Consider the following 20,975-nt stretch of genomic DNA (forward strand, 5'->3'; position numbering starts at 1 on the left):
TGAAAAGTTTTAAAAACAAAATCACACTAAAACTGTAGTTTTTTGTAATTTGGCGTCTTTGAAACCTACTCATCATGAACAAAACAGTGCACAAAATCTTATTTTTACTTTTTATCGCCTGTTCATTCTCAGCTGTTCCCGCACAAAATAAAAAAATGAGTACAACTTTAATCTCTCAAATTAATACTGATATTGATGATTTTCTGGGATATGATTCTTTTGGATTTTCTTATCAGATAAAAAATAATGTCTTTAGAAAGATTAAAGGAAATGAGATTTTTGAGTATAAAAATGTTTCATTGGGAAATATTACCAAAGTTGACATTTTAAATCCGCTTAAAATAGTTTTGTTTTATGAAGATTTTAATACCGTTATTTTATTGGATAATCAATTAAACAAAATGACAGAAATTAATTTTTCTCAAAACAGCATTCCCATTGTTGTAACGGCAATTGGTATGTCAACCCAAAATCAATTATGGATTTACAATACCTTAAATCAACAAATTGGTCTTTTTGATTATTTAAAAAATGAATATAAAACGGTGTCTACGCCATTAACAGAAGCCATAAAATACTACCAGACTGACTTTAATACTTTTTATTGGATTGATAAAAAAAACAATTGGTTCTCTTGTGATATCTTTGGAAAAACTACTTCTTTAGGACAGGTACCTGATTTTGACAGAATCGAAATAATTGACTCAAATTCTTACATTTTCAGCAAAGCTAATTTGCTGTATTTTAAAGACAAAGCAAGCACAAGTTCAGATACCTATTCTGAAATTGAAGTTTTACAAAAAAGCTTTGATAAATTCTGTTACAAAGACCAAATTTTATCTATTTTTACAACTAAAGAAATCACCAATTATAAAATCGTAACACCGTAATGCACATAGCAATAGCAGGAAACATAGGCGCTGGAAAAACAACTTTGACTAAATTATTGGCCAAACATTTTAAATGGGAGCCCCATTATGAAGATGTTGTTGATAATCCTTATTTAGATGATTTTTACCACCAAATGGAACGTTGGTCATTTAATTTGCAGATTTACTTCTTAAACAGCAGATTTCGTCAGGTGCAACAAATTCGCGAAAGTGGAAAGAAAATCATTCAGGACAGAACGATTTATGAAGATGCTTATATTTTTGCTCCCAATTTATATTCAATGGGATTAATGACGAGTCGTGATTTCGAAAATTACACTTCATTATTTGAATTAATGGAATCACTAGTAAAAGCTCCCGATTTGTTGATTTACTTAAGAAGTTCTATCCCGAATTTAGTAGGTCAAATTCACAAACGCGGACGCGAATACGAAAACTCTATTTCTATTGATTATTTAAGCCGACTGAACGAAAGATATGAAGCCTGGGTTCAGACTTATACTAAAGGAAAACTTTTGATTATTGATGTTGACAATATAAACTTTGTTGATAATCCAGAAGATTTAGGAAATATTATTAACCGTATTGATGCTGAATTAAACGGTTTGTTTTAAAAACACTAATTTACACTAATAAAAAAATGCCTCTAAAATTTAGAGGCATTTTTTTTGTTTTAAAACCTTTGATGAAATTCATAAGCTGTAATAATTTTCTTATTTTTATAATCGTTTTTTAAATATTTCCCAAATTGGGAAAATATAATTATATTTGCATATGTTATGAGAATAATAGCCAAAAGAACATTACAAAATTTTTGGGAACGTTTTCCAAATTCAAAACAACAATTATTATCCTGGTATCAGGTTTTTGATAAAAATAATTTTGAAAACTCAAATGCTATTAAATCAATGTTTGGATCAGCTGATTTTATTGGCAATAATAAAGTGATCTTTAATATTTGTGGAAATCATTATCGCTTAATCGTTAAAATCAATTATAATACACAGATTATCTATGTTTTATTTGTTGGTACTCATAAAGAGTATGACAATTTAAAAGATATTAAAACATTGTAAAAAATGGAAATAAGACCAATTAAAACAGAAAACGATTATGATTTAGCCCTAGAAAGAGTAAACATTCTTTTTGATGCTAAACCTAATACAGAAGAGGCAGACGAATTAGATATTTTGGTAACACTTATAGAAAAATATGAAAGAATACACTATCCTATTCCAGAGCCAGATCCTATTGAAGCCATTAAATTTATGATGGAACAAAATGGACTTACTGACGCTGATTTAGGCGTTTTATTAAATAGCCGTTCAAGAGTATCTGAACTTTTTAAACGTAAAAGAGCTTTAACAATAAAGCAAATTAGAATTTTAAATGAAGAGCTTCACATCCCAGCATCAATTTTAATAAAAGAATATGCTCTAGATTTATAAACAAAAAATGCCTCTAAAATTTAGAGGCATTTTTTGTTTATAACTAACATGCAATTTTTATTTTACAGCTTCAATTTTTGCTTTTACTTCTTCTTCAGTACCTTCAAAAACTTCAGTTGTTGTTTTTCCATTTTCGGTTTTTGTTACTGTTCCAACTGTTACGCCATTTGTGGTAGACAAGTTAACCTCTACACGCTTTTTACTGTATTTAGAAGTATCAAAACAATCTGTTTTTTGATGCGTATATTTTCCGTTTGCATCATAATGAGCCAGACATTTTGCTGTTTCTTCAGCCGTACATCCTTTTTCTTTGCACATTTTAATACATTCTTCTTTCCTCATTCCTGACAAATCTCCACATTTAGAAACACTGCCTGCATGCATTTCCATTTTACAACAAGAACCTTTTTCAGCCATCCCAGAAGACGAGTGACCTTCTCCTAAAATTGGAGCAATCACTAATCCAATTAAACAAGTCAATTTAATTAAGATGTTCATTGATGGCCCAGAAGTATCTTTAAACGGATCTCCAACTGTATCTCCGGTTACGGCAGCTTTGTGCGCATCAGAACCTTTATAGGTCATTTCGCCATTGATCATAACTCCGGCTTCAAAAGATTTTTTAGCATTGTCCCAGGCACCTCCTGCATTATTTTGAAAAATGGCCCAAAGTACTCCAGAAACAGTAACTCCTGCCATATATCCTCCTAACATTTCAGCAATTAACTGATTATTATCTGCATAAACTAATTTCCCTAATAATACAATTGCAATCGGAAAACCAATGGTTAAAATTCCTGGCAACATCATTTCACGTAAAGCGGCCTTAGTCGAAATTTCAACACATTTTCCGTATTCAGGTTTTCCGGTTCCTTCCATAATTCCAGGGATTTCCTTAAACTGACGACGAACTTCATACACCATATCCATTGCTGCCTTTCCAACTGAATTCATAGCTAACGCTGAAAAAACTACCGGAATCATTCCACCAACAAACAGCATCGCTAAAACCGGTGCTTTAAAAATATTGATTCCGTCAATTCCTGTAAACGTTACATAAGCAGCGAACAAAGCCAATGACGTTAAAGCTGCAGATGCGATTGCAAAACCTTTTCCAGTCGCAGCGGTTGTATTTCCTACTGAATCTAAAATATCTGTTCTTGTACGTACTTCTTTTGGTAATTCACTCATTTCGGCAATTCCTCCGGCGTTATCTGAGATTGGTCCGAAAGCATCAATCGCTAACTGCATTGCCGTAGTAGCCATCATTGCTGAAGCCGCTAATGCAACTCCATAAAATCCTGCTAAAGCATAAGAAATCCAGATTGCTGCTGCGAATAATAAAACTGTTGGAAAAGTAGAAATCATTCCTGTTGCTAAACCAGCAATTACGTTTGTTCCTGCTCCTGTAGATGATTTTTGTACAATCGCCAAAACGGGTTTTGTTCCTAATCCTGTATAATATTCTGTTACAGATGAAATAGCTCCACCAACTACCAATCCAACTAAAGTGGCATAGAAAACACGCATTGATGAAATATCTTTAGAACCTTCTCCGAAGAAACTCATTTGCATTGTTTCCGGCAACATATGTTGTACTAAGAAGAAACATGCAATTGCAGTTAAAGCAATCGAAACCCAGTTTCCTATATTTAATGCTTTTTGTACTTGTGCTTCTTTGGCATTGTCATCAGAGATTTTTACCAACATAGTTCCGATAATCGAAAATAAAATTCCGAAACCCGCAATTGCCATTGGAAGCAAAATTGGACCAATTCCTCCAAAAGCGTCCTGAATAGAACCGCCCATATCTTTAATAACGTAATTTCCTAAAACCATAGCAGCCAAAACTGTCGCAACATAAGACCCAAATAAATCTGCTCCCATTCCTGCAACGTCTCCAACATTATCTCCAACGTTATCTGCAATTGTAGCAGGATTTCGCGGATCATCTTCTGGAATTCCAGCTTCTACTTTACCTACTAAATCGGCACCAACGTCGGCTGCTTTCGTGTAAATTCCACCTCCAACTCTGGCGAATAATGCTATCGATTCAGCACCAAGAGAAAATCCTGCTAAAGTCTCTAAAACTTTAGTCATATCTTCAGATGATGTCCAGATTCCGTTCATGAAAATTTGAAAGAAAACAATAAAAAAACCGGTTAATCCTAAAACGGCAAGACCTGCAACACCTAAACCCATTACGGTTCCGCCTCCAAAAGAAACTTTCAAGGCCTGCGGCAAACTTGTACGAGCCGCCTGCGTTGTTCTCACATTCGTTTTTGTTGCTATTTTCATTCCCATATTTCCAGCCAATGCTGAGAAAAAGGCACCAAAAATAAAAGCAACTACTATTAATATATGTGTGGTAGGAACGATAAAAGAAATTCCGGCTAAAACTAAACTGGCACCAATTACGAAAAAAGTCAATAATCGATATTCAGCTTTTAAAAATGCGAGGGCTCCTTCATAAATGTGATCTGAAATTTCTTTCATTTTCCCATCTCCCGCATCTTGTTTTAAAACCCAAGTCCTTTTTATTCCCATGAAAAGTAATCCTAAAATTGCCATAACAATTGGCAAGTAAATCATAAATGCATTCATAATATAGTAATGGTTTTGGTTAATAGTCAATAAACTAACTAAAACGAATTTAAACAAAAAAGCAATACTCCTAACGGAGTATTGCTTTTTTTATAATAGAATAGGGTAAAAATTATTTAATACTAAATAATCCCTCTGGTTTATTTTCGATATCGTCAAAACGCTTAGTACACTCAGCAATAATTGCAAATGCTTCGTTTACATCTCCCCAACCTTCTACATCTACCTGCTTGTTTTCAAGATCTTTATAAACCTGGAAGAAATGCTCAATTTCTTTCAATAAGTGTCCATTAATATCAGATAAATCATTTAATGAATTCCAGATTGGATCTGAAACTGGTACACAAATGATTTTTTCATCTGGTCCTTTATCATCAGCCATGTGGAAAACTCCAATTGGTTTTACTTCGATAACACATCCTGGAAAAGTAGGTTCATTTATCAAAACCAATACATCAAGAGGGTCACCGTCAAGAGCTAAAGTTTCTGGAATAAATCCGTAATCAGCCGGGTACATCATTGAAGAGAACAACATTCTGTCAAAACGCATTCTTTTGATTTCAAAATCGTACTCATATTTATTTCTGCTTCCTCTTGGTATTTCGATTAATACATCGAAAGTCGTTAGTTTGTCTGCGGTCATTTTCGTTTTTTATTATTTCTATAAATTCGATTGCAAAAGTAACTAAAGAATCCTTTTTCACAATAAAAAACTGCATTAATCTACACACTTTTCTGTTAAATAACAAACAGTTAATATGTAATTTTTCTATTTCGTTTGTTTAAATAATAATGCCACAATAAATAGGTCGCATAAGATCGATACGGACTCCATTGTTCAGCATGAATTTCCATTTCGTTTTTGTCGTGGATATCCAATAATTCTTTAATCGTATTGACCACTGCAATATCTCCCAATGGAATTAAATCTGGTTCCTGCAGACAGAACATTAAATAAATATCAATCGTCCAATTTCCAATTCCTTTTAATTTGATAAGTTCTTCCCGAACTTGTTTTGCCGATTTTGTGGCTAAACTTTCTATATCCAATTCTTTATTTAAAACGGCTTCTGATAGAATTTTGATGTATTTTGTTTTCTGTCGGCTTACACCTAACGCTCGAAATTCTTCATCTGGCAAAATCGACATAGTTTCAGGGTCACAAGTTGTATACGCCTTAATTTTTAGAAATGTGGCTTTCGCCGAATCAATAGAAACTTGTTGTTCAAGAATTAACAATACCAAAGTTTCAAAACCCTGAGGACGTTTTGGAATTGGCGGTAAACCGTATTTATTAATGATTTCCTGAAATATGGGATTTTTGGTTGATAGAAAATCGATTGCTTCTTGCATAACTTTGATTTAAAGTCTATTTCAAAATTAAATAAAAAAAGAATCTCGCAAAGGCGCAGAGACGCAAGTTTTAATTCCTGCAGATATAGCAGATGAATTAAAAACATTAAGAATATTAAATCTGTATAAAAAAATATTACTCCACAAAAAAAGTCGCAAAGAATTAAACCTTTGCGACTTTGTAACTTTGATGCTTTGCACCTTTATAATTAGAAATAGAATCCAAAAGACCCTTTTACTGCAAATTTATTAGCATCCGGAGCGTTTAAATAACTTCCTCTCCAGGAGAAATCGATTCTGAAAACTTTGAAGATATTTCCAATTCCGGCATTGTATTCCCAATATACATTTTCTGGTGCATTATACGGCTGATCAGAAGCGTTGATAGCTCTGTTTGCATCTGAAATTGTTCCGTAAACTCCTTTTACACCTACAAATTCTCTCCAGTTTAATTTTCTCATAAATGGAATTCTGGCAAATAACCTTCCTCCAAAATCATGATTCCATTGCAAAGTAGTATATTGATCTGTAATGAACTCATAGAAATTCAGGTTACTGAATGTATTTTCGATTGTAAAATAAGTCTGGTTACCCGGAATTACACTCATTAATCCTAAAGGAATCGTTCCAAAAGTTTTACCCGTTTCTAAAATAATATTTGATCTTCCTAGCGGACCAATAATAATAGGCTGCTTATAGTAAATCTGTATTTTTTCGTAAGCAAAGTCACTATTAAAAACACCTTTTAAACCATAACTGAAATTTACAAAGAAATGACTAAACGGGCTGTCAACAAGATCTCTCTCTACTCCAAAACCAATAGTTTTTCTGTTTGGCATAAACTCAAACTGAATATTAGCTTCAGATTGTGTTACGGCACTTGCAACAACACCCGCAGGATTTGAAGGATTTGGCAAAGTAGTATAATAATCCAGACTAAAAGTAGGCGAAGCTGATTCTAAAGTTCGATAAGAAAGTCCAGCCTGAACAACAAAATTCTTAATGGGTTCCATTTCAAATGAAATGTTACTCAAATTAATATTTGTTAATTTTCCGTTACTTCCTGTTGTAAATAACGCAGAAGAGGCAAAACTTCGTCCTAAAATATCGTTTGTTGTTGTTAAGCTCGCACCAATTTGCTCGATGTCTCGCCTATTTCCTCCGGAAATAATGAATCGTTTTTTCTTATCAAGCATCCATTTTCCTGAAACTCCATATTTGAATTTACTATCATCAAAACCATATGCTGTATAAGCTTGTATGCGCCATGGATCATTTGGTCCAAAATACGTTCTTCCTCCAACTCTAACTCTCAGACCTTCTACTTCATTGTATCCAAATGTGGAAAAGATAGGACCATAATCAAAGTTTTTAAACTCGACGTAACCACTTCCTAAAATAGAAACCAAACTGTAAAGTTGCTTGAATCTCTTGACTGTTTGTAGTGTATCCAACATTTTGTAGATACCCTGTTCGTCTTTATTTAGTTTCTCAAAACGGTTTTCATCCCAAAATTCATCTGGTCGATCGTAAACAGCATTGTCTATAAAGTTGACTTCTTCCTTATAAAACTTCTCGGGTTTCTGAATATTGAATTTATGATCTCTATATAATGTCGTTCGTTTTCCGTAAACACCTTTTGATTTTTCTTTTTTATTCAGAGCAAAATCAGACATCATATAATCACGTGTCAAAAGGAAAACAGAATCATTTTCTACATCAAATTCCTGTTCGATATAGATATCTTTTACCCAGTTAATATTGGCGCTTTTAGTAACACCCATATTAATTTTCTTGATCGCAAAAGTAGTATCGTTTACCCAAAAATCTCCTTTAAAGGTCAATTCGTTTTTACGTCTTGGATAAAAAACAATATTATAACACCATTTTTTATCAATATAAGCACTGTCTTTTAAAACATAATTATAAACGTCAATTCCTGTTTTTGAAAGTGGGCTTGTAAAACTTTTATCAAAAAATTTAAGATGATTATCGTAAATATTATAATCCGAATAAAGATCTTTTACAAAAGATAAAATCTGTTGATTTCCATTGAATCCAGAGGTTTTACTTCCTTTTATATTCTCTTTTACTTTTTTTAATTTATTATCTCCGTAAACATCATAAACTGATTCATTAATGAAAATTGGCAGATAAGTTTTTCCAGTAACATCAGAAGTATCTACATGATTAAACACAAATTCCATTCCTTTGAAGAGTTTATTCTTCATAAAAGCACTATCAATCGTGTTCATATCAAACTCGACTTTCTCGTACTTCTGCATTTCATATTGATTGAATTGGTACAAACCGTTTTTACGTTTTCTTTCCCAAATTTTTCTCAAAATATCTAATGCCGGATTATTCTTTTTAGATGTTTTTCCGGTAAAAATTACAACCTCATTTAATGCTTCGGCTTCACTTAAGACAATTTTAAAATTATAATTAACCGCTTTCTCCAAAGGAATTTCTTTATCTGAAAATCCTGCCGAAGTAACTAATAATGCCGTATAGGTTTTTGGTGATTCCAAATAAAAACGACCATCTTCATTAGAAACTATTCCGGTATTTGAACCTTTAAAAACAATATTTGCAAACGGAATAGGTTGATTCAGTTTATCCAAAACAATTCCGCTCACTTTAGTTTGTGCAGTAGCAATATTTGCAAGTGCAAATACAAAAAACAGGCTGAGTAAAATTATTTTCTTTATCATCTGGCAAAAAAAAACTTCATCAATTAATATGACTGATGAAGTTTTATAAGTATTGTTTATTTGATTATTTGTACATTACTTTCTTAACTGCTTTTACTACATCAGCTGCATTTGGCAACCAGTCTTTAAGTAAAACAGGAGAGTAAGGCGCAGGAGTATCTGCTGTTGTAATACGTTGAATTGGCGCATCAAGAAAATCGAAAGCCTGTTCCTGAACGATATAAGTAATTTCAGAAGAAATACTTGCAAACGGCCAAGCTTCTTCTAAAATAACTAAACGATTTGTCTTTTTCACTGATTTTAAGATCGCTTCATTATCCATTGGACGAACTGTTCTTAAATCGATAATTTCACATGAAATTCCTTCTTTAGCTAATTCATCAGCAGCAATAAAAGCTTCTTTGATGATTTTTCCGAAAGAAACGATTGTTACATCTATTCCTTCACGTTTAACATCTGCAACTCCTAACGGAATTGTGTATTCTCCATCTGGCACTTCACCTTTGTCACCATACATTTGCTCAGATTCCATAAAAATTACAGGATCATTATCGCGAATTGCAGATTTCAAAAGTCCTTTTGCGTCATATGGTGTAGAAGGAACTACAACTTTAAGACCAGGGGTATTAGCGAACCAGTTTTCTAAAGCTTGAGAGTGAGTAGCTCCTAATTGACCTGCAGAAGCAGTTGGTCCACGAAAAACGATAGGCACATTAAATTGTCCACCTGTCATTTGACGCATTTTAGCAGCATTATTTATAATTTGATCAATACCAACTAAACAGAAGTTGAAAGTCATATACTCTACGATAGGACGACAGCCGTTCATAGCTGATCCTACTGCAATTCCTGTAAAACCAAGTTCAGCAATTGGAGTATCGATTACTCTTTTTTCGCCAAACTCAGCAAGCATTCCTTTTGAAGCTTTGTATGCTCCGTTGTATTCTGCAACTTCTTCGCCCATTAAATATATGGATTCATCGTGACGCATTTCTTCGCTCATCGCTTCGCAAATGGCCTCTCTAAATTGTATTGTTCTCATATTTATATTGTATGTTGAATTTTCTGAAGAGCAAAAATAAATATTTTAAATAACTTAAAAGCATAAATTGGATTTAAAATCACACGAACTTCCCCCTCTTCTTTTGCTTTTAACTTTTATTTTTTTATTGTGATATTTACGAAATCGATATAATTGCGATTATTCCTCACTTAAAAACATTTTTCAGACAAACTCAACCTTATTTGTTTAATTCTGATTTGAGCAAATTCTATCTTCAAACGAAACAAATCAAAAATTAGTACAAATAGACGCTAAGTTTAACAGTTGTTTGATGAAGCAGCATTGCAAAATTCCTAAGAATCAGACTAAATGACTGAATTTTCAATTTCATATTCTAACAAAAGGACCTTCAAATTTCATAATCTTCGAAAACGTAATAGTTTTTAAAAAATATTATGCATGCATAGTATATTATTCCGATTTTAATTTCTAAATTTGTCAAAGCATATTATAAATATAAAATATATACTTATGAAAATATTAGTTTGCATCAGCCATGTGCCTGATACTACTTCAAAAATTAACTTCTCCAATGGTGATTCAGAATTCGATACCAACGGTGTACAATATGTAATTAATCCTAATGACGAGTTTGGTTTAACGCGTGCAATCTGGTTTCAGGAACAACAAGGAGCAACTGTAACTGTGGTTAATGTTGGAGGTCCGGATACTGAGCCAACTTTGCGTAAAGCATTGGCAATTGGAGCAAACGAAGCGATTCGTGTAAATGCTAACCCAACTGATGGTTTTTTTGTTGCAAAACAATTAGCTGAAGTAATAAAAAATGGAGGTTATGATCTTGTAATTGCCGGAAAAGAATCTTTAGACTATAACGGTGGAATGGTTCCTGGAATGATTGCAGGAATTTTAGGTTCTAACTTCTTAAACTCTTGTACAAGTGTAACTGTTGACGGAAACAATGTAAAAGCAGTTCGTGAAATTGATGGTGGAAAAGAAACTGTAAGTACTACTCTACCCTTAATTATTGGTGGACAAAAAGGTCTTGTTGAAGAAAAAGATTTGCGTATCCCGAACATGAGAGGAATTATGACAGCAAGAACAAAAGCTTTAACTATTCTTGAGCCAGTTGATGCTCCGGTAAACACAAAAGCTGTGAAATTTGAAAAACCAGCTCCTAAATCAGCAGTGAAGTTAATTTCTCCTGATAATTTAGATGAGTTAGTTAATTTATTACACAACGAGGCTAAGGTGATTTAAGATTGTAGAATTTAGATTTTAGATTGCTGACTGCAACACAAAATCTAAAAAACTCAACATTTGATTCACTTCAAAATCTAAAATCAATAATCATTTTGGATTTCAATTTTTAAAATCTGAAATCTAAAATCTAAAATCTAAAATTATTATGTCAATATTAATATATGCAGAATCTGCAGAAGGAAAATTTAAAAAAGTTGCTTTTGAATTAGCTTCTTACGCTAAAAAAGTAGCAGAATCATTAGGAACAACTGTAACCGCTTTGACTATAAACACAAGCGACGTAAGTGAGTTATCTAAATACGGAGTTGATAAAGTTCTAAAAGTAAACAACGATAAATTAGCAGGTTTTACAGCTAAGGCTTATGCCGATGTAATTAAACAAGCTGCTGAAAAAGAAGGAACAAAAGTAGTTTTACTTTCTTCTACAACAGATAGTATTTATCTTTCATCATTAGTTGCAGTTGCATTAAATGCAGGTTTTGCATCGAATGTTGTTGGATTACCAATTAGCACTTCTCCGTTTCAGGTAAAAAGAAATGCTTTCTCAAACAAAGCTTTCAATATTACTGAAATCAGTACAGATGTAAAAGTTCTTGGCTTGGCTAAAAACTCTTACGGAATTTTCGAAAGTGCAGGATCTGCAACTGAAGAAGACTTTAATCCATCGATTGGAGACAATGATTTTGGAGTAAAAGTAGAATCTGTAGAAAAAGTAACCGGGAAAGTTTCTATTGCTGATGCTGATATCGTAGTTTCTGGCGGACGTGGATTAAAAGGACCTGAAAATTGGGGATTAGTTGAAGATTTAGCAGCTGTATTAGGTGCTGCAACAGCATGTTCTAAACCAGTTTCTGATTTAGGATGGAGACCTCATAGCGAGCACGTTGGACAAACAGGAAAACCAGTAGCAACAAATTTATATATTGCAATCGGAATTTCCGGAGCGATTCAGCATATTGCCGGAATCAACTCTTCAAAAGTAAAAGTAGTAATCAACAGTGATCCTGAAGCGCCTTTCTTTAAAGTGGCTGATTATGGTATTGTTGGAGATGCATTTGAAATTGTACCTAAATTAACAGAGAAATTAAAAGCTTTTAAAGCACAACATTCTTAATTTAAAATTCTCTACAAAAATATAGCTGCCTAAAAACAAGATAATCGTATCTTTGTTTTAGGTAGCTTTTTTGTTCCATATTTTTTGATTAAAATTGCACCTTTATTTTTCAATCAAAAAAAGTATTAAAATGAGGCAGTAATTGCCCTTTTTTACCCATATATATGAGTCTAGTAAAATTGTCCATAAAAGGAATTTCATACAGTCAAACTCAAAATGGCGCTTATGCCTTAATTTTGAATGAAGTTGACGGTGAAAGAAAATTACCAATTGTTATTGGTGCTTTTGAAGCCCAATCGATTGCTATTGCCTTAGAAAAAGAAATAAAACCTCCTCGTCCATTAACACACGACCTATTCAAAAACTTTGCTGAAAGATTCGATATTGTTGTAAAACAAGTAATCATTCACAAATTAGTTGATGGTGTTTTCTATTCTAGTTTGATCTGCGAAAGAGATAAAATTGAGGAAATTATTGACGCCAGAACTTCTGACGCAATTGCTTTGGCATTACGATTTAATGCTCCGATTTTTACTTATAAAAACATTCTCGATAAAGCCGGAATTTATTTAAAATCGAATACTGCCGACACCGATCAGGGCTCTCAGGAAATTGATGATGTTCTTTCGAATCCGGAAACTTTTGGTCATGAAGAAGAAAGCAATCAGTCCGGAGATGTGTACGCAAAACATACTCTACAGGAGCTAAATGAACTTTTGGATCAGGCCGTTTCTCAGGAAGATTATGAAAAAGCAGCCAAAATTAGAGACGAAATCTCTAGAAGATAATTAAGGCTATAAGCCGTAAGCTTTAGGCTGTAAGCTTAAAGCGTAAAACACAAGAAAGCATTAAACTGCCAAAGCTTAAAGCCTAAAACTTAAAGCCTAAAGCAAAAAAAAAGCCTAAAGCAACAATGAAGCAATACTTAGATTTAGTAAAACATGTTTTAGAAACCGGTTGCCAAAAAGGAGACCGAACAGGAACAGGAACCAAAAGTGTTTTTGGTTACCAAATGCGTTTTGATTTAAGTGAAGGTTTCCCGATGGTTACTACCAAAAAACTACATTTAAAATCTATCATTTACGAATTGCTTTGGTTTTTAAAAGGCGATACCAATATTAAATATCTTCAGGAAAACGGAGTGAAAATTTGGGATGCGTGGGCAGATTCAAATGGTGATTTAGGTCCTGTTTATGGGCATCAATGGCGTAATTGGAACAGTGAAGAAATTGATCAGATTTCTGAGTTAATTATGGAGCTTAAAACAAACCCAAATAGCCGTAGAATGTTGGTTTCAGCATGGAATCCATCCGTTTTACCAAATACAAAAAAATCATTTGAAGAAAACGTAGCCAACAACAAGGCCGCTTTACCTCCTTGTCATGCCTTTTTTCAGTTTTATGTTTCGAGTCCCGATGTTGAAAAAGGTGAGACAAAAGGCAAACTTTCTTGTCAGCTATACCAACGAAGCGCTGATATATTCTTAGGAGTTCCTTTTAATATTGCTTCTTATGCATTGTTAACTATGATGATCGCTCAGGTTTGTGATTTAGACGCAGGCGAATTCATTCACACTTTTGGAGATGCACATATTTACAACAATCACATTGAACAACTGGAGCTGCAATTAAGCCGCGATCCTAAACCATTACCAAAAATGATTTTAAATCCTGAGATTAAAAATATTTTTGATTTTGATTATAACGACTTTACACTTTTAGATTATGAACCACACGCCGGTATAAAAGGAAGTGTTGCTGTATAAATAAAAAAATCCGCTTATAAGCGGATTTTTTTATACAACTAAAACACTATTTTCGCTTCCCGCAAAATCATTCCATTTATAAGAATCTGCTTCAGGATCATTTACATACAATCCGTCAATTACATATTTAAACTCATAAATAGCATCTTTTACTAAGTCGTAAGTCGCTTTAAAAGTTCCGTTCTTTAACTTGCTCAAAGTTCCTTCTTCCGGATTCCAATTGTTAAAATCTCCTACGACTGCAGCTGAGTTTGCATCTTTAGCCTCTACAGAAAATGTAACTTTACACACTGGCTTTGTTTTGATAAATTGCTTCTTTAAAGACATAACTGTTTAGTTTTTAGATTTATATACCTAAATTACAGAAATTCAACTGAACAGTCAATAGCCAGCTTGTCGATTTATGATAATAGCAAAAACAGCTTATTTTTTTCATCACATTAATAATTTAAAGCACATATAATTCTCTGTTTCTCATTTAGCATTCCCTTGAACACAAATATTCTACGATCAAAAACACCATGATTTCAAAATAAATTTTAACTTTATAACCTCATTATTCATTAATTGTCTTATGGAAAAAGAAGTGCACGAACAATACGAATATGCCAGAAGAAGACTTAGGCAAAAGAAAATCCTGTATTTTCACTTTGTACTTTTTCTTTTAGGGAGTTTATTTTTATTTATTGCAAACAGGTTTTTTGGTTTTGGCGCTAACACAGATCAAAACTGGTGTATTTGGGGCATTACAATATGGTTTTTCATCTTCATTTTACACTTTATCAAAGTCTATATTACGGATCGATTTATGAATAAGAAATGGGAAAGAGAACAAATTGACAGGCTTGTTGCTTTACAACAAAAAAGAATTAGTCAATTAGAGTCCAAAATAAATGATGATACTGATAATAAAATTTAGTTTTAGAATACCATGATTATAATGATAGCTGCAGTTGCCGAAAATAATGCTCTTGGGAAAAATAATGAATTAGTGTGGCATCTGCCAAATGATTTCAAAAGATTTAAATCGCTTACAACCAATCATCATATTATTATGGGAAGAAAGACTTTTGAAAGCTTCCCAAAACCATTACCAAACAGAGTTCATGTCGTAATAACACGCCAAAAAGATTACAATCCTGAAGGCTGTATTGTCGTAGATAATATAGAAAAAGCGATCGCTGTTTGCCCGGAAAATGAAGATTCTTACATCATTGGCGGAGGCGAAATTTACAATTTGGGAATGGAGCATGCTGATATATTAGAAATAACCAAAGTACATCATAGTTTTGATGCCGACGCATATTTCCCTGAAATAGATAAAACCGATTGGCAATTAGTTGAATCTGAAGAAAATTTTAAAGATGAAAAACATCTTTATGATTATACTTACGAAACTTACATTAGACGATAAATAAAAAAACATCCTCTTTTGAAGGATGTTTTTTAAAAACGATTGATTTTTGATCTGACTCTTTCAGGAAGTAGTTTTTGTAAAAATCACAAATGTTTAACCATTTGAATTAACTGAATAACATTTAAAATTATTTGAGAATAAATCTCAAAAAGAGCCTTTAATAACAAATACCACTAAGATATTAAAGGCAAGAAAATTAAAATTTCCAAAAACAAATTTAATCCTAAGAACGTATTTTGCACTTACAAAAAACAGTATTGTGGTTTAAAAACAACACTTTCAAAACTACTTACAAGAACAAACGAATTACCAGTGCAAAGAAAGTATTCATTCGATTTAAGTCATTGTATTCTATCAATCATTAAAATTTTCATCATTTTATCTTTAGCAAAAGTGGCCATAAATCAAGCATCTCACAATACCAACTTTTAGTGATTTTTTTAAAATACCTACTTTTGGTGAGAGTTAAAAACTACAATTCAATTGTTTTATAAAAAGCTTATTCTAAAACAATTGATTTACAAATTAAAAAACGCAATTACAGTTAACACAGTTTGTATTATATTTGCGTAAATAAAAAAAATGTCTGAAAAAATAACCCCATATAAAGACTCTTCTTTAGGTAAAAAAGAACAGGTTGCCCAAATGTTTGATAACATCTCTGGGAACTATGACAATTTGAATCGCGTAATTTCATTTGGAATTGATATTAAATGGCGAAAAAAAGTGTTAAAAATAGTATCTGATACTAATCCGAAAATTATTCTTGATATTGCAACAGGAACCGGCGATTTGGCTATTTTAATGGCTCAGACTAAGGCTGAAAAAATCATTGGATTGGATATTTCTGCAGGAATGCTTGAAGTTGGAAAAAAGAAAGTTGAAGATAAAAACCTTTCTAATATTATTGATTTAGTTTTAGGTGACTCAGAAAACATTCCATTTGAAGACAATTATTTCGACGCCATTACTGTTGGTTTTGGAGTTAGAAATTTTGAAAACTTAGAAAAAGGTTTTTCTGAGATTTTAAGAGTTCTAAAACCAGGTGGTGTATTTGTTATTTTAGAAACTTCAGTTCCGGATAAAACCCCATATAAACAAGGTTATAGATTTTACAGCAAAAATATACTTCCTATAATTGGAAAATTATTTTCAAAAGATAATTCGGCTTATGGCTATTTATCAGAATCTGCAGCTGTTTTTCCTTACGGAGAAGCTCTAAACAATATTTTGAGAAAAATTGGGTTTATAGATGTTGTGGCAATGCCTCAAACTTTTGGAGTTGCAACCATTTATTCTGCTTCTAAAAAATAGTATGAAAAAAACAGTAATCTTACTTTTATTAGTCTTATCGACAAAAGGATATTCGCAATTTGCTAAAAGTATGTTTAGCAAAGATCCTATAATCAATCTCGAAAACTGGCAAAAACAACGCCTGTATTTTGGTTATTACCTGGGTTTTAATAGTTTTGATTTTAAATTTGACTACAAAAATCCCGGTCCTGATATTCAGGTAAAAAAGACTACTGGTTTTAATGTTGGTGTTGTTGCCGATTTAAGATTACAGGAATATATTAATTTACGCTTTGAACCAGGTTTATACTATACAAAACGTGATTTATATTATCCAAATATGGATTTGGAAAAAGATTATTTAAGAGAAGTAAACAGTACGTACATTCATTTTCCGCTGTTATTAAAATTCTCTTCATTACGTACAGGAAATATTCGTCCGTATTTAGTTGGCGGAATGTCGACTACGCTAAACTTATCAAGCAATTCGAAATCACAAGATGATAATTTTGAAGGAAAATTCAGAGTTAAGCCCTGGACCGCCGCGTATGAACTAGGTTTTGGAATTGATATTTTCTCTGAATATTTCATTTTCTCACCTTCAATCAGAGGTATGTTTGGAATTACAGATGAATTAATTCGTGACAATCCTGCAAAAGGACCAAGTCCATGGACTGATAATATTGACTCAATGAAATCAAGAGCAATTTTAATAAATTTCACTTTTCATTAAAACAAATTCTTAACTATTTCGTTTAAACTCACTAAGAATAATTGCTGTTGCAGTAGCTACATTTAAACTTTCCGTTTTTTGTAGTTCTCCAAATCTTGGAATTGAGATTCGACTGGTTACGATTTTTTCAATTTCTGCTGAAATACCATTGGCTTCATTACCCATAATAATGATTCCTTCTTTAGGCAGATTTGACTGATAAATATTATCCCCGTCCATAAAAGTTCCAAAAACCGGTAATTTTGTTTGTGTGATAAACGTTTTTAAATCAAGATAATTAACATTTACTCTGGCAATAGACCCCATGGTAGCTTGCACTACTTTTGGATTATAAATATCTACTGTTTCTTTAGAGCAAATAATTTGTTTGATACCAAACCAATCGCAAAGACGTAAAATTGTCCCTAAATTTCCGGGATCTCTAATATCGTCTAATGCAATGATTAATCCAGAATCGATTATTTTATTTTCGGCAGGGATTTTGAATACAGCCAAACAAGAATTTGGAGTTGCCAAAGCACTTATTTTTTTAAGTTCCTGCTCATTAATGAGAGTGCGCTTTGAAGACTGAACAGTCTCAAAATCATTTAAAGTCGTGTATAAATGCTCTAATTCAAAATTGGATTGCAACAATTCCTGAATTACTTTTACTCCTTCGGCGAAAAATAATTGATTGGCTAAACGTTGCTTTTTTTGATGTAAACCTGTTATAAGTTTTATTTGGTTTTTACTAACCATAAAATAATGTACTTTTGAATTAAATATTTAAGAACACTTGAAAAATAATTCCACAAAAATAATAGCATTTATTCTAATAGCAATATTTATTTGCGCTTGTGATGCTGTAAAAAGAGTTCCTGATGGAAAAAAACTTCTTGTAAAAAATAATATTCTTGTTAATGGCAAGAATACCAATGATGAAACTGCATCAAATCAGATGTATCAAAAACCAAATGGTACTTTATTAGGCTATAAATTGCGTTTAAATTTGTACAATTTAGCCAATTTAAATCCAGATTCTACTTATCAGGCAAAATTTAAAAATCATCCGGGTCTATACGAACGTCAGGCAAAATTATTATCCGCAAAACAAGTTGATCGACTTGGACAATCATTTTTATACAAAGGGTTGCATGAATTCTTAAAAAATACAGGTGAACCACCCGTTATCATTGACACTACAAAAACAAAAAAATCTTTATTACGTTTAAAATTCTATTACTTTAATAATGGTTATTTTAATGTAAAAACAGATTATACAATTGATAGTATTGCCCCAAAAAAAGCAAGAATAAATTACAATATTCTTACTGGACCAGGTTATACTTTAGACTCTATAAGAACAAATATTTTAACTCCGGCATTAGATTCTTTATATAAAACAAATCCGGAACCTTCTGTTTTAAAATCCGGAAAGCAATATAAAACTTCAGATTTTGAAGAAGAAAAAAACCGAATAACCACTTATTTTAGAAATCACGGTGCTTATTTTTTCCAGCCAACTTATGTTACTTTTGATATAGATACAATTGGCAAAAAAAACAAAGCAGACATTAATTTAAAAATTGGCAATAATAATATTCAGGAAAGAGATTCAAGCAGAACTGAGCCCTTTAAATTGTACAAAATAAGTGATGTAAATATTTACACCGATTATTCTGCAGCAAATGCAAAAAACAAAGTAACCGACAGTACCACTTACAAAAACTTTAATTTGTACAGTTACAAAAAGTTAAAATACAAGCCACGCGCCATTACTGATGCCATCTTTATTAATAAAGGGAGTACTTATTCTGACACAAGAACAACTCTTTCATCACGTTATTTAAATAACCTTAAGATTTTCAATTATCCTTCGATACAATATGAAGTCGATAAACGAGATTCTACTGCACAATCATTAATAGCAAATGTTTATCTAACACCGAGAAAAAAATATAGTTTTGGAGCCACGCTGGACTTAACACATTCTAATATCCAGGATTTTGGAATTGGAGCCAGTGTTTCAGAAACGATTCGAAATGTTTTTAATCGAGCTGAAACACTAGAAATTTCGGCACGTGTAAATGTCGGATCATCGAAAGATATGGCCAATCCGAATAACAATTTCTTTAATGTTTCGGAATATGGAATTGATACAAAACTTAATTTTCCAAGAATCTTAATGCCTTTTGGAACAGAGAAAATTATTCCAAAAAGAATGATTCCATCGACCAATATTGCTGCCGGTTTCTCAAAACAACGAAATATCGGTTTAGATAAAGAAAATTTTACCGGTGGATTATCATATAATTGGTCTCCAAAACGTTTGAATACTGCTAAGTTAGAAGTACTTAACGCACAATTTGTTCGAAATTTAAATCCTAATAATTATTTTAATGTTTATACTTCTTCATATGATGAATTAAATGGCATTGGTAGAGATTATAACACTGATCCACTAAATGTTGATGAAAATGGAAATTTAATTATTTCATCAGGGACGACAGCTTTTACTAACGACGTTTTAACAGGACAAACAGCATTAACTCCGGCAGATCAACAATATAAAGATGTCGAAAGTATAGAAGAACGAAGAGTTCGTCTGACTGAAAACGACTTTATATTAGCCTCAAGCTATACGTTTACTAAAACAACAAAAAAAGATCTTGCTGACAATACTTTCTATCAGTTTAAAGCTAAAATTGAATCGGCTGGTACATTATTATCTGCTATTTCTAATTTGGCCAGTCTTCCTAAAAATGTAAATGGTAACTACGAAATATTCAATTTAGAATATTCAGAATATCTTAAAACAGAGTTTGATTACATTAAACACTGGGATTTTGGAAAAGAGAAAGTTTTAGCAGTACGAAGTTTTTTCGGAATCGCAATTCCTTTTGGCAATTCAAATTATATTCCATTTTCACGAAGTTATTATTCTGGAGGTTCAAATGATAATCGTGCGTGGCAGCCTTACTCATTAGGTCCGGGAAGCACAGATGCCTTAGACGACTTTAATGAGGCAAATATGAAAATTGCATTAAGTGCCGAATTACGATTTAAGGTTTTTGGAGATGTGAAAGGAGCTGTCTTTGCAGACGCCGGAAATATCTGGAATGTGCTCGATAATGTCACCGATGATAAGGCAACATTTAACAACGTAAACGATTTAGCTGAAATTGCTTTGGGTACTGGATTCGGATTACGATACGATTTAAGCTTTTTTGTTGTTCGATTAGATTTAGGCTTCAAGACCTATAATCCGGCGCATGAGAAGGGAGACCGCTGGTTCAAAGAGTACAATTTTGGGCACTCGGTTTTAAATTTTGGAATAAATTATCCTTTCTAATGCTAATTAATTCTTATTTTTGCAACCTA

Annotated in this window: 20 protein-coding genes; 13 read left to right on the top strand and 7 right to left on the bottom strand. The window is 32.5% G+C overall.

Going from position 1 to position 20,975, the window contains the following annotated elements:
• Positions 1–74: 74 nt before the first annotated feature.
• The 4 genes from AC1RRN_RS11535 to AC1RRN_RS11550 all read left to right on the top strand — a co-directional run bounded on the left by AC1RRN_RS11535 (position 75) and on the right by AC1RRN_RS11550 (position 2,338).
• A complete protein-coding gene (locus AC1RRN_RS11535; RefSeq protein WP_492967443.1) occupies positions 75–890 on the top strand; it encodes a hypothetical protein in 816 nt (271 codons plus the stop codon).
• Complete coding sequence (locus AC1RRN_RS11540; protein WP_026983862.1) at positions 890–1,504, top strand: deoxynucleoside kinase; 615 nt, start codon at positions 890–892, stop codon at positions 1,502–1,504. The genes AC1RRN_RS11535 and AC1RRN_RS11540 overlap by 1 nt, the downstream gene beginning before the upstream one ends.
• Positions 1,505–1,669: 165 nt before the next feature.
• On the top strand, positions 1,670–1,966 hold the full coding sequence (locus tag AC1RRN_RS11545; RefSeq protein ID WP_492967444.1) for a type II toxin-antitoxin system HigB family toxin: 297 nt from the start codon (positions 1,670–1,672) through the stop codon (positions 1,964–1,966).
• Between the two features lie 3 nt (positions 1,967–1,969).
• On the top strand, positions 1,970–2,338 hold the full coding sequence (locus AC1RRN_RS11550) for a helix-turn-helix domain-containing protein (RefSeq protein WP_492967445.1): 369 nt from the start codon (positions 1,970–1,972) through the stop codon (positions 2,336–2,338).
• Between the two features lie 57 nt (positions 2,339–2,395).
• Here AC1RRN_RS11550 and AC1RRN_RS11555 read toward each other — a convergent pair whose 3' ends face one another.
• From AC1RRN_RS11555 to AC1RRN_RS11575, 5 genes are all read right to left on the bottom strand, one after another.
• On the bottom strand, positions 2,396–4,942 hold the full coding sequence (locus AC1RRN_RS11555) for a sodium-translocating pyrophosphatase (RefSeq protein ID WP_492967446.1): 2,547 nt from the start codon (positions 4,940–4,942) through the stop codon (positions 2,396–2,398).
• 112 nt (positions 4,943–5,054) lie between these two features.
• Positions 5,055–5,585: an inorganic diphosphatase gene (locus tag AC1RRN_RS11560; RefSeq protein ID WP_065449271.1), complete on the bottom strand. Its 531-nt coding sequence runs from the start codon at positions 5,583–5,585 to the stop codon at positions 5,055–5,057.
• Between the two features lie 110 nt (positions 5,586–5,695).
• The gene (locus tag AC1RRN_RS11565; protein ID WP_492967447.1) at positions 5,696–6,295 is read right to left on the bottom strand and encodes a DNA-3-methyladenine glycosylase family protein; all 600 of its coding nucleotides are present in this window, start codon (positions 6,293–6,295) and stop codon (positions 5,696–5,698) included.
• Between the two features lie 209 nt (positions 6,296–6,504).
• The gene (locus tag AC1RRN_RS11570) at positions 6,505–9,006 is read right to left on the bottom strand and encodes a DUF5686 and carboxypeptidase-like regulatory domain-containing protein (protein ID WP_492967553.1); all 2,502 of its coding nucleotides are present in this window, start codon (positions 9,004–9,006) and stop codon (positions 6,505–6,507) included.
• Positions 9,007–9,073: 67 nt separating this feature from the next.
• Entirely contained in the window at positions 9,074–10,051 is a 978-nt protein-coding gene (locus AC1RRN_RS11575; RefSeq protein ID WP_492967448.1) for a pyruvate dehydrogenase complex E1 component subunit beta, read from the bottom strand.
• Between the two features lie 492 nt (positions 10,052–10,543).
• Between AC1RRN_RS11575 and AC1RRN_RS11580 the strand changes: the two genes are divergently transcribed.
• The 4 genes from AC1RRN_RS11580 (at position 10,544) to AC1RRN_RS11595 (ending at position 14,172) form a co-directional block, all read left to right on the top strand.
• Positions 10,544–11,290, top strand: coding sequence for an electron transfer flavoprotein subunit beta/FixA family protein (locus tag AC1RRN_RS11580; RefSeq protein WP_492967449.1), 747 nt, complete (start codon positions 10,544–10,546; stop codon positions 11,288–11,290).
• Positions 11,291–11,438: 148 nt separating this feature from the next.
• Entirely contained in the window at positions 11,439–12,407 is a 969-nt protein-coding gene (locus AC1RRN_RS11585; RefSeq protein ID WP_492967450.1) for an electron transfer flavoprotein subunit alpha/FixB family protein, read from the top strand.
• Between the two features lie 164 nt (positions 12,408–12,571).
• Positions 12,572–13,195: a bifunctional nuclease family protein gene (locus AC1RRN_RS11590; RefSeq protein WP_492967451.1), complete on the top strand. Its 624-nt coding sequence runs from the start codon at positions 12,572–12,574 to the stop codon at positions 13,193–13,195.
• Between the two features lie 125 nt (positions 13,196–13,320).
• A complete protein-coding gene (locus AC1RRN_RS11595) occupies positions 13,321–14,172 on the top strand; it encodes a thymidylate synthase (RefSeq protein WP_492967452.1) in 852 nt (283 codons plus the stop codon).
• A gap of 30 nt (positions 14,173–14,202) precedes the next feature.
• Here the strand turns inward: AC1RRN_RS11595 and AC1RRN_RS11600 are convergent, their stop codons facing one another.
• Positions 14,203–14,499, bottom strand: a complete 297-nt coding sequence (locus tag AC1RRN_RS11600) for an isoamylase early set domain-containing protein (protein WP_056190188.1) — start codon at positions 14,497–14,499, stop codon at positions 14,203–14,205.
• Positions 14,500–14,746: 247 nt separating this feature from the next.
• On the opposite strand from AC1RRN_RS11600, the gene AC1RRN_RS11605 reads away from it, so the two are divergent.
• The 4 genes from AC1RRN_RS11605 (at position 14,747) to porT (ending at position 17,615) form a co-directional block, all read left to right on the top strand.
• A complete protein-coding gene (locus tag AC1RRN_RS11605; RefSeq protein ID WP_492967453.1) occupies positions 14,747–15,091 on the top strand; it encodes a 2TM domain-containing protein in 345 nt (114 codons plus the stop codon).
• A gap of 12 nt (positions 15,092–15,103) precedes the next feature.
• Positions 15,104–15,586: a dihydrofolate reductase gene (locus AC1RRN_RS11610; protein WP_492967454.1), complete on the top strand. Its 483-nt coding sequence runs from the start codon at positions 15,104–15,106 to the stop codon at positions 15,584–15,586.
• A gap of 585 nt (positions 15,587–16,171) precedes the next feature.
• Positions 16,172–16,903 carry a bifunctional demethylmenaquinone methyltransferase/2-methoxy-6-polyprenyl-1,4-benzoquinol methylase UbiE gene (gene ubiE / locus AC1RRN_RS11615; protein WP_192186157.1) on the top strand — a complete coding sequence of 244 codons (732 nt, stop codon included), beginning with the start codon at positions 16,172–16,174 and terminating at the stop codon, positions 16,901–16,903.
• A gap of 1 nt (position 16,904) precedes the next feature.
• A complete protein-coding gene (gene porT / locus AC1RRN_RS11620) occupies positions 16,905–17,615 on the top strand; it encodes a type IX secretion/gliding motility protein PorT/SprT (RefSeq protein ID WP_492967455.1) in 711 nt (236 codons plus the stop codon).
• 9 nt (positions 17,616–17,624) lie between these two features.
• On the opposite strand, the gene AC1RRN_RS11625 is transcribed toward porT, so the two are convergent.
• Positions 17,625–18,353, bottom strand: a complete 729-nt coding sequence (locus tag AC1RRN_RS11625; RefSeq protein ID WP_492967456.1) for a TrmH family RNA methyltransferase — start codon at positions 18,351–18,353, stop codon at positions 17,625–17,627.
• 37 nt (positions 18,354–18,390) lie between these two features.
• On the opposite strand from AC1RRN_RS11625, the gene tamL reads away from it, so the two are divergent.
• Positions 18,391–20,946, top strand: a complete 2,556-nt coding sequence (tamL, locus tag AC1RRN_RS11630) for a translocation and assembly module lipoprotein TamL (protein ID WP_492967457.1) — start codon at positions 18,391–18,393, stop codon at positions 20,944–20,946.
• Positions 20,947–20,975 lie beyond the last annotated feature (29 nt).

The sequence above is a fragment of the Flavobacterium sp. GW821-FHT11G01 genome, assembly GCF_058808175.1.

Coding starts and splice junctions, on each gene's coding strand:
- AC1RRN_RS11565 (WP_492967447.1), bottom strand. CDS start 6,295: ATGCAAGAAGCAATCGATTTTCTATCAACCAAAAATCCCATATTTCAG.
- AC1RRN_RS11535 (WP_492967443.1), top strand. CDS start 75: ATGAACAAAACAGTGCACAAAATCTTATTTTTACTTTTTATCGCCTGT.
- AC1RRN_RS11550 (WP_492967445.1), top strand. CDS start 1,970: ATGGAAATAAGACCAATTAAAACAGAAAACGATTATGATTTAGCCCTA.
- AC1RRN_RS11540 (WP_026983862.1), top strand. CDS start 890: ATGCACATAGCAATAGCAGGAAACATAGGCGCTGGAAAAACAACTTTG.
- AC1RRN_RS11555 (WP_492967446.1), bottom strand. CDS start 4,942: ATGAATGCATTTATGATTTACTTGCCAATTGTTATGGCAATTTTAGGA.
- AC1RRN_RS11575 (WP_492967448.1), bottom strand. CDS start 10,051: ATGAGAACAATACAATTTAGAGAGGCCATTTGCGAAGCGATGAGCGAA.
- AC1RRN_RS11560 (WP_065449271.1), bottom strand. CDS start 5,585: ATGACCGCAGACAAACTAACGACTTTCGATGTATTAATCGAAATACCA.
- AC1RRN_RS11545 (WP_492967444.1), top strand. CDS start 1,670: ATGAGAATAATAGCCAAAAGAACATTACAAAATTTTTGGGAACGTTTT.
- AC1RRN_RS11590 (WP_492967451.1), top strand. CDS start 12,572: ATGAGTCTAGTAAAATTGTCCATAAAAGGAATTTCATACAGTCAAACT.
- AC1RRN_RS11610 (WP_492967454.1), top strand. CDS start 15,104: ATGATTATAATGATAGCTGCAGTTGCCGAAAATAATGCTCTTGGGAAA.
- AC1RRN_RS11585 (WP_492967450.1), top strand. CDS start 11,439: ATGTCAATATTAATATATGCAGAATCTGCAGAAGGAAAATTTAAAAAA.
- AC1RRN_RS11600 (WP_056190188.1), bottom strand. CDS start 14,499: ATGTCTTTAAAGAAGCAATTTATCAAAACAAAGCCAGTGTGTAAAGTT.
- AC1RRN_RS11625 (WP_492967456.1), bottom strand. CDS start 18,353: ATGGTTAGTAAAAACCAAATAAAACTTATAACAGGTTTACATCAAAAA.
- ubiE (WP_192186157.1), top strand. CDS start 16,172: ATGTCTGAAAAAATAACCCCATATAAAGACTCTTCTTTAGGTAAAAAA.
- porT (WP_492967455.1), top strand. CDS start 16,905: ATGAAAAAAACAGTAATCTTACTTTTATTAGTCTTATCGACAAAAGGA.
- AC1RRN_RS11605 (WP_492967453.1), top strand. CDS start 14,747: ATGGAAAAAGAAGTGCACGAACAATACGAATATGCCAGAAGAAGACTT.
- AC1RRN_RS11595 (WP_492967452.1), top strand. CDS start 13,321: ATGAAGCAATACTTAGATTTAGTAAAACATGTTTTAGAAACCGGTTGC.
- AC1RRN_RS11580 (WP_492967449.1), top strand. CDS start 10,544: ATGAAAATATTAGTTTGCATCAGCCATGTGCCTGATACTACTTCAAAA.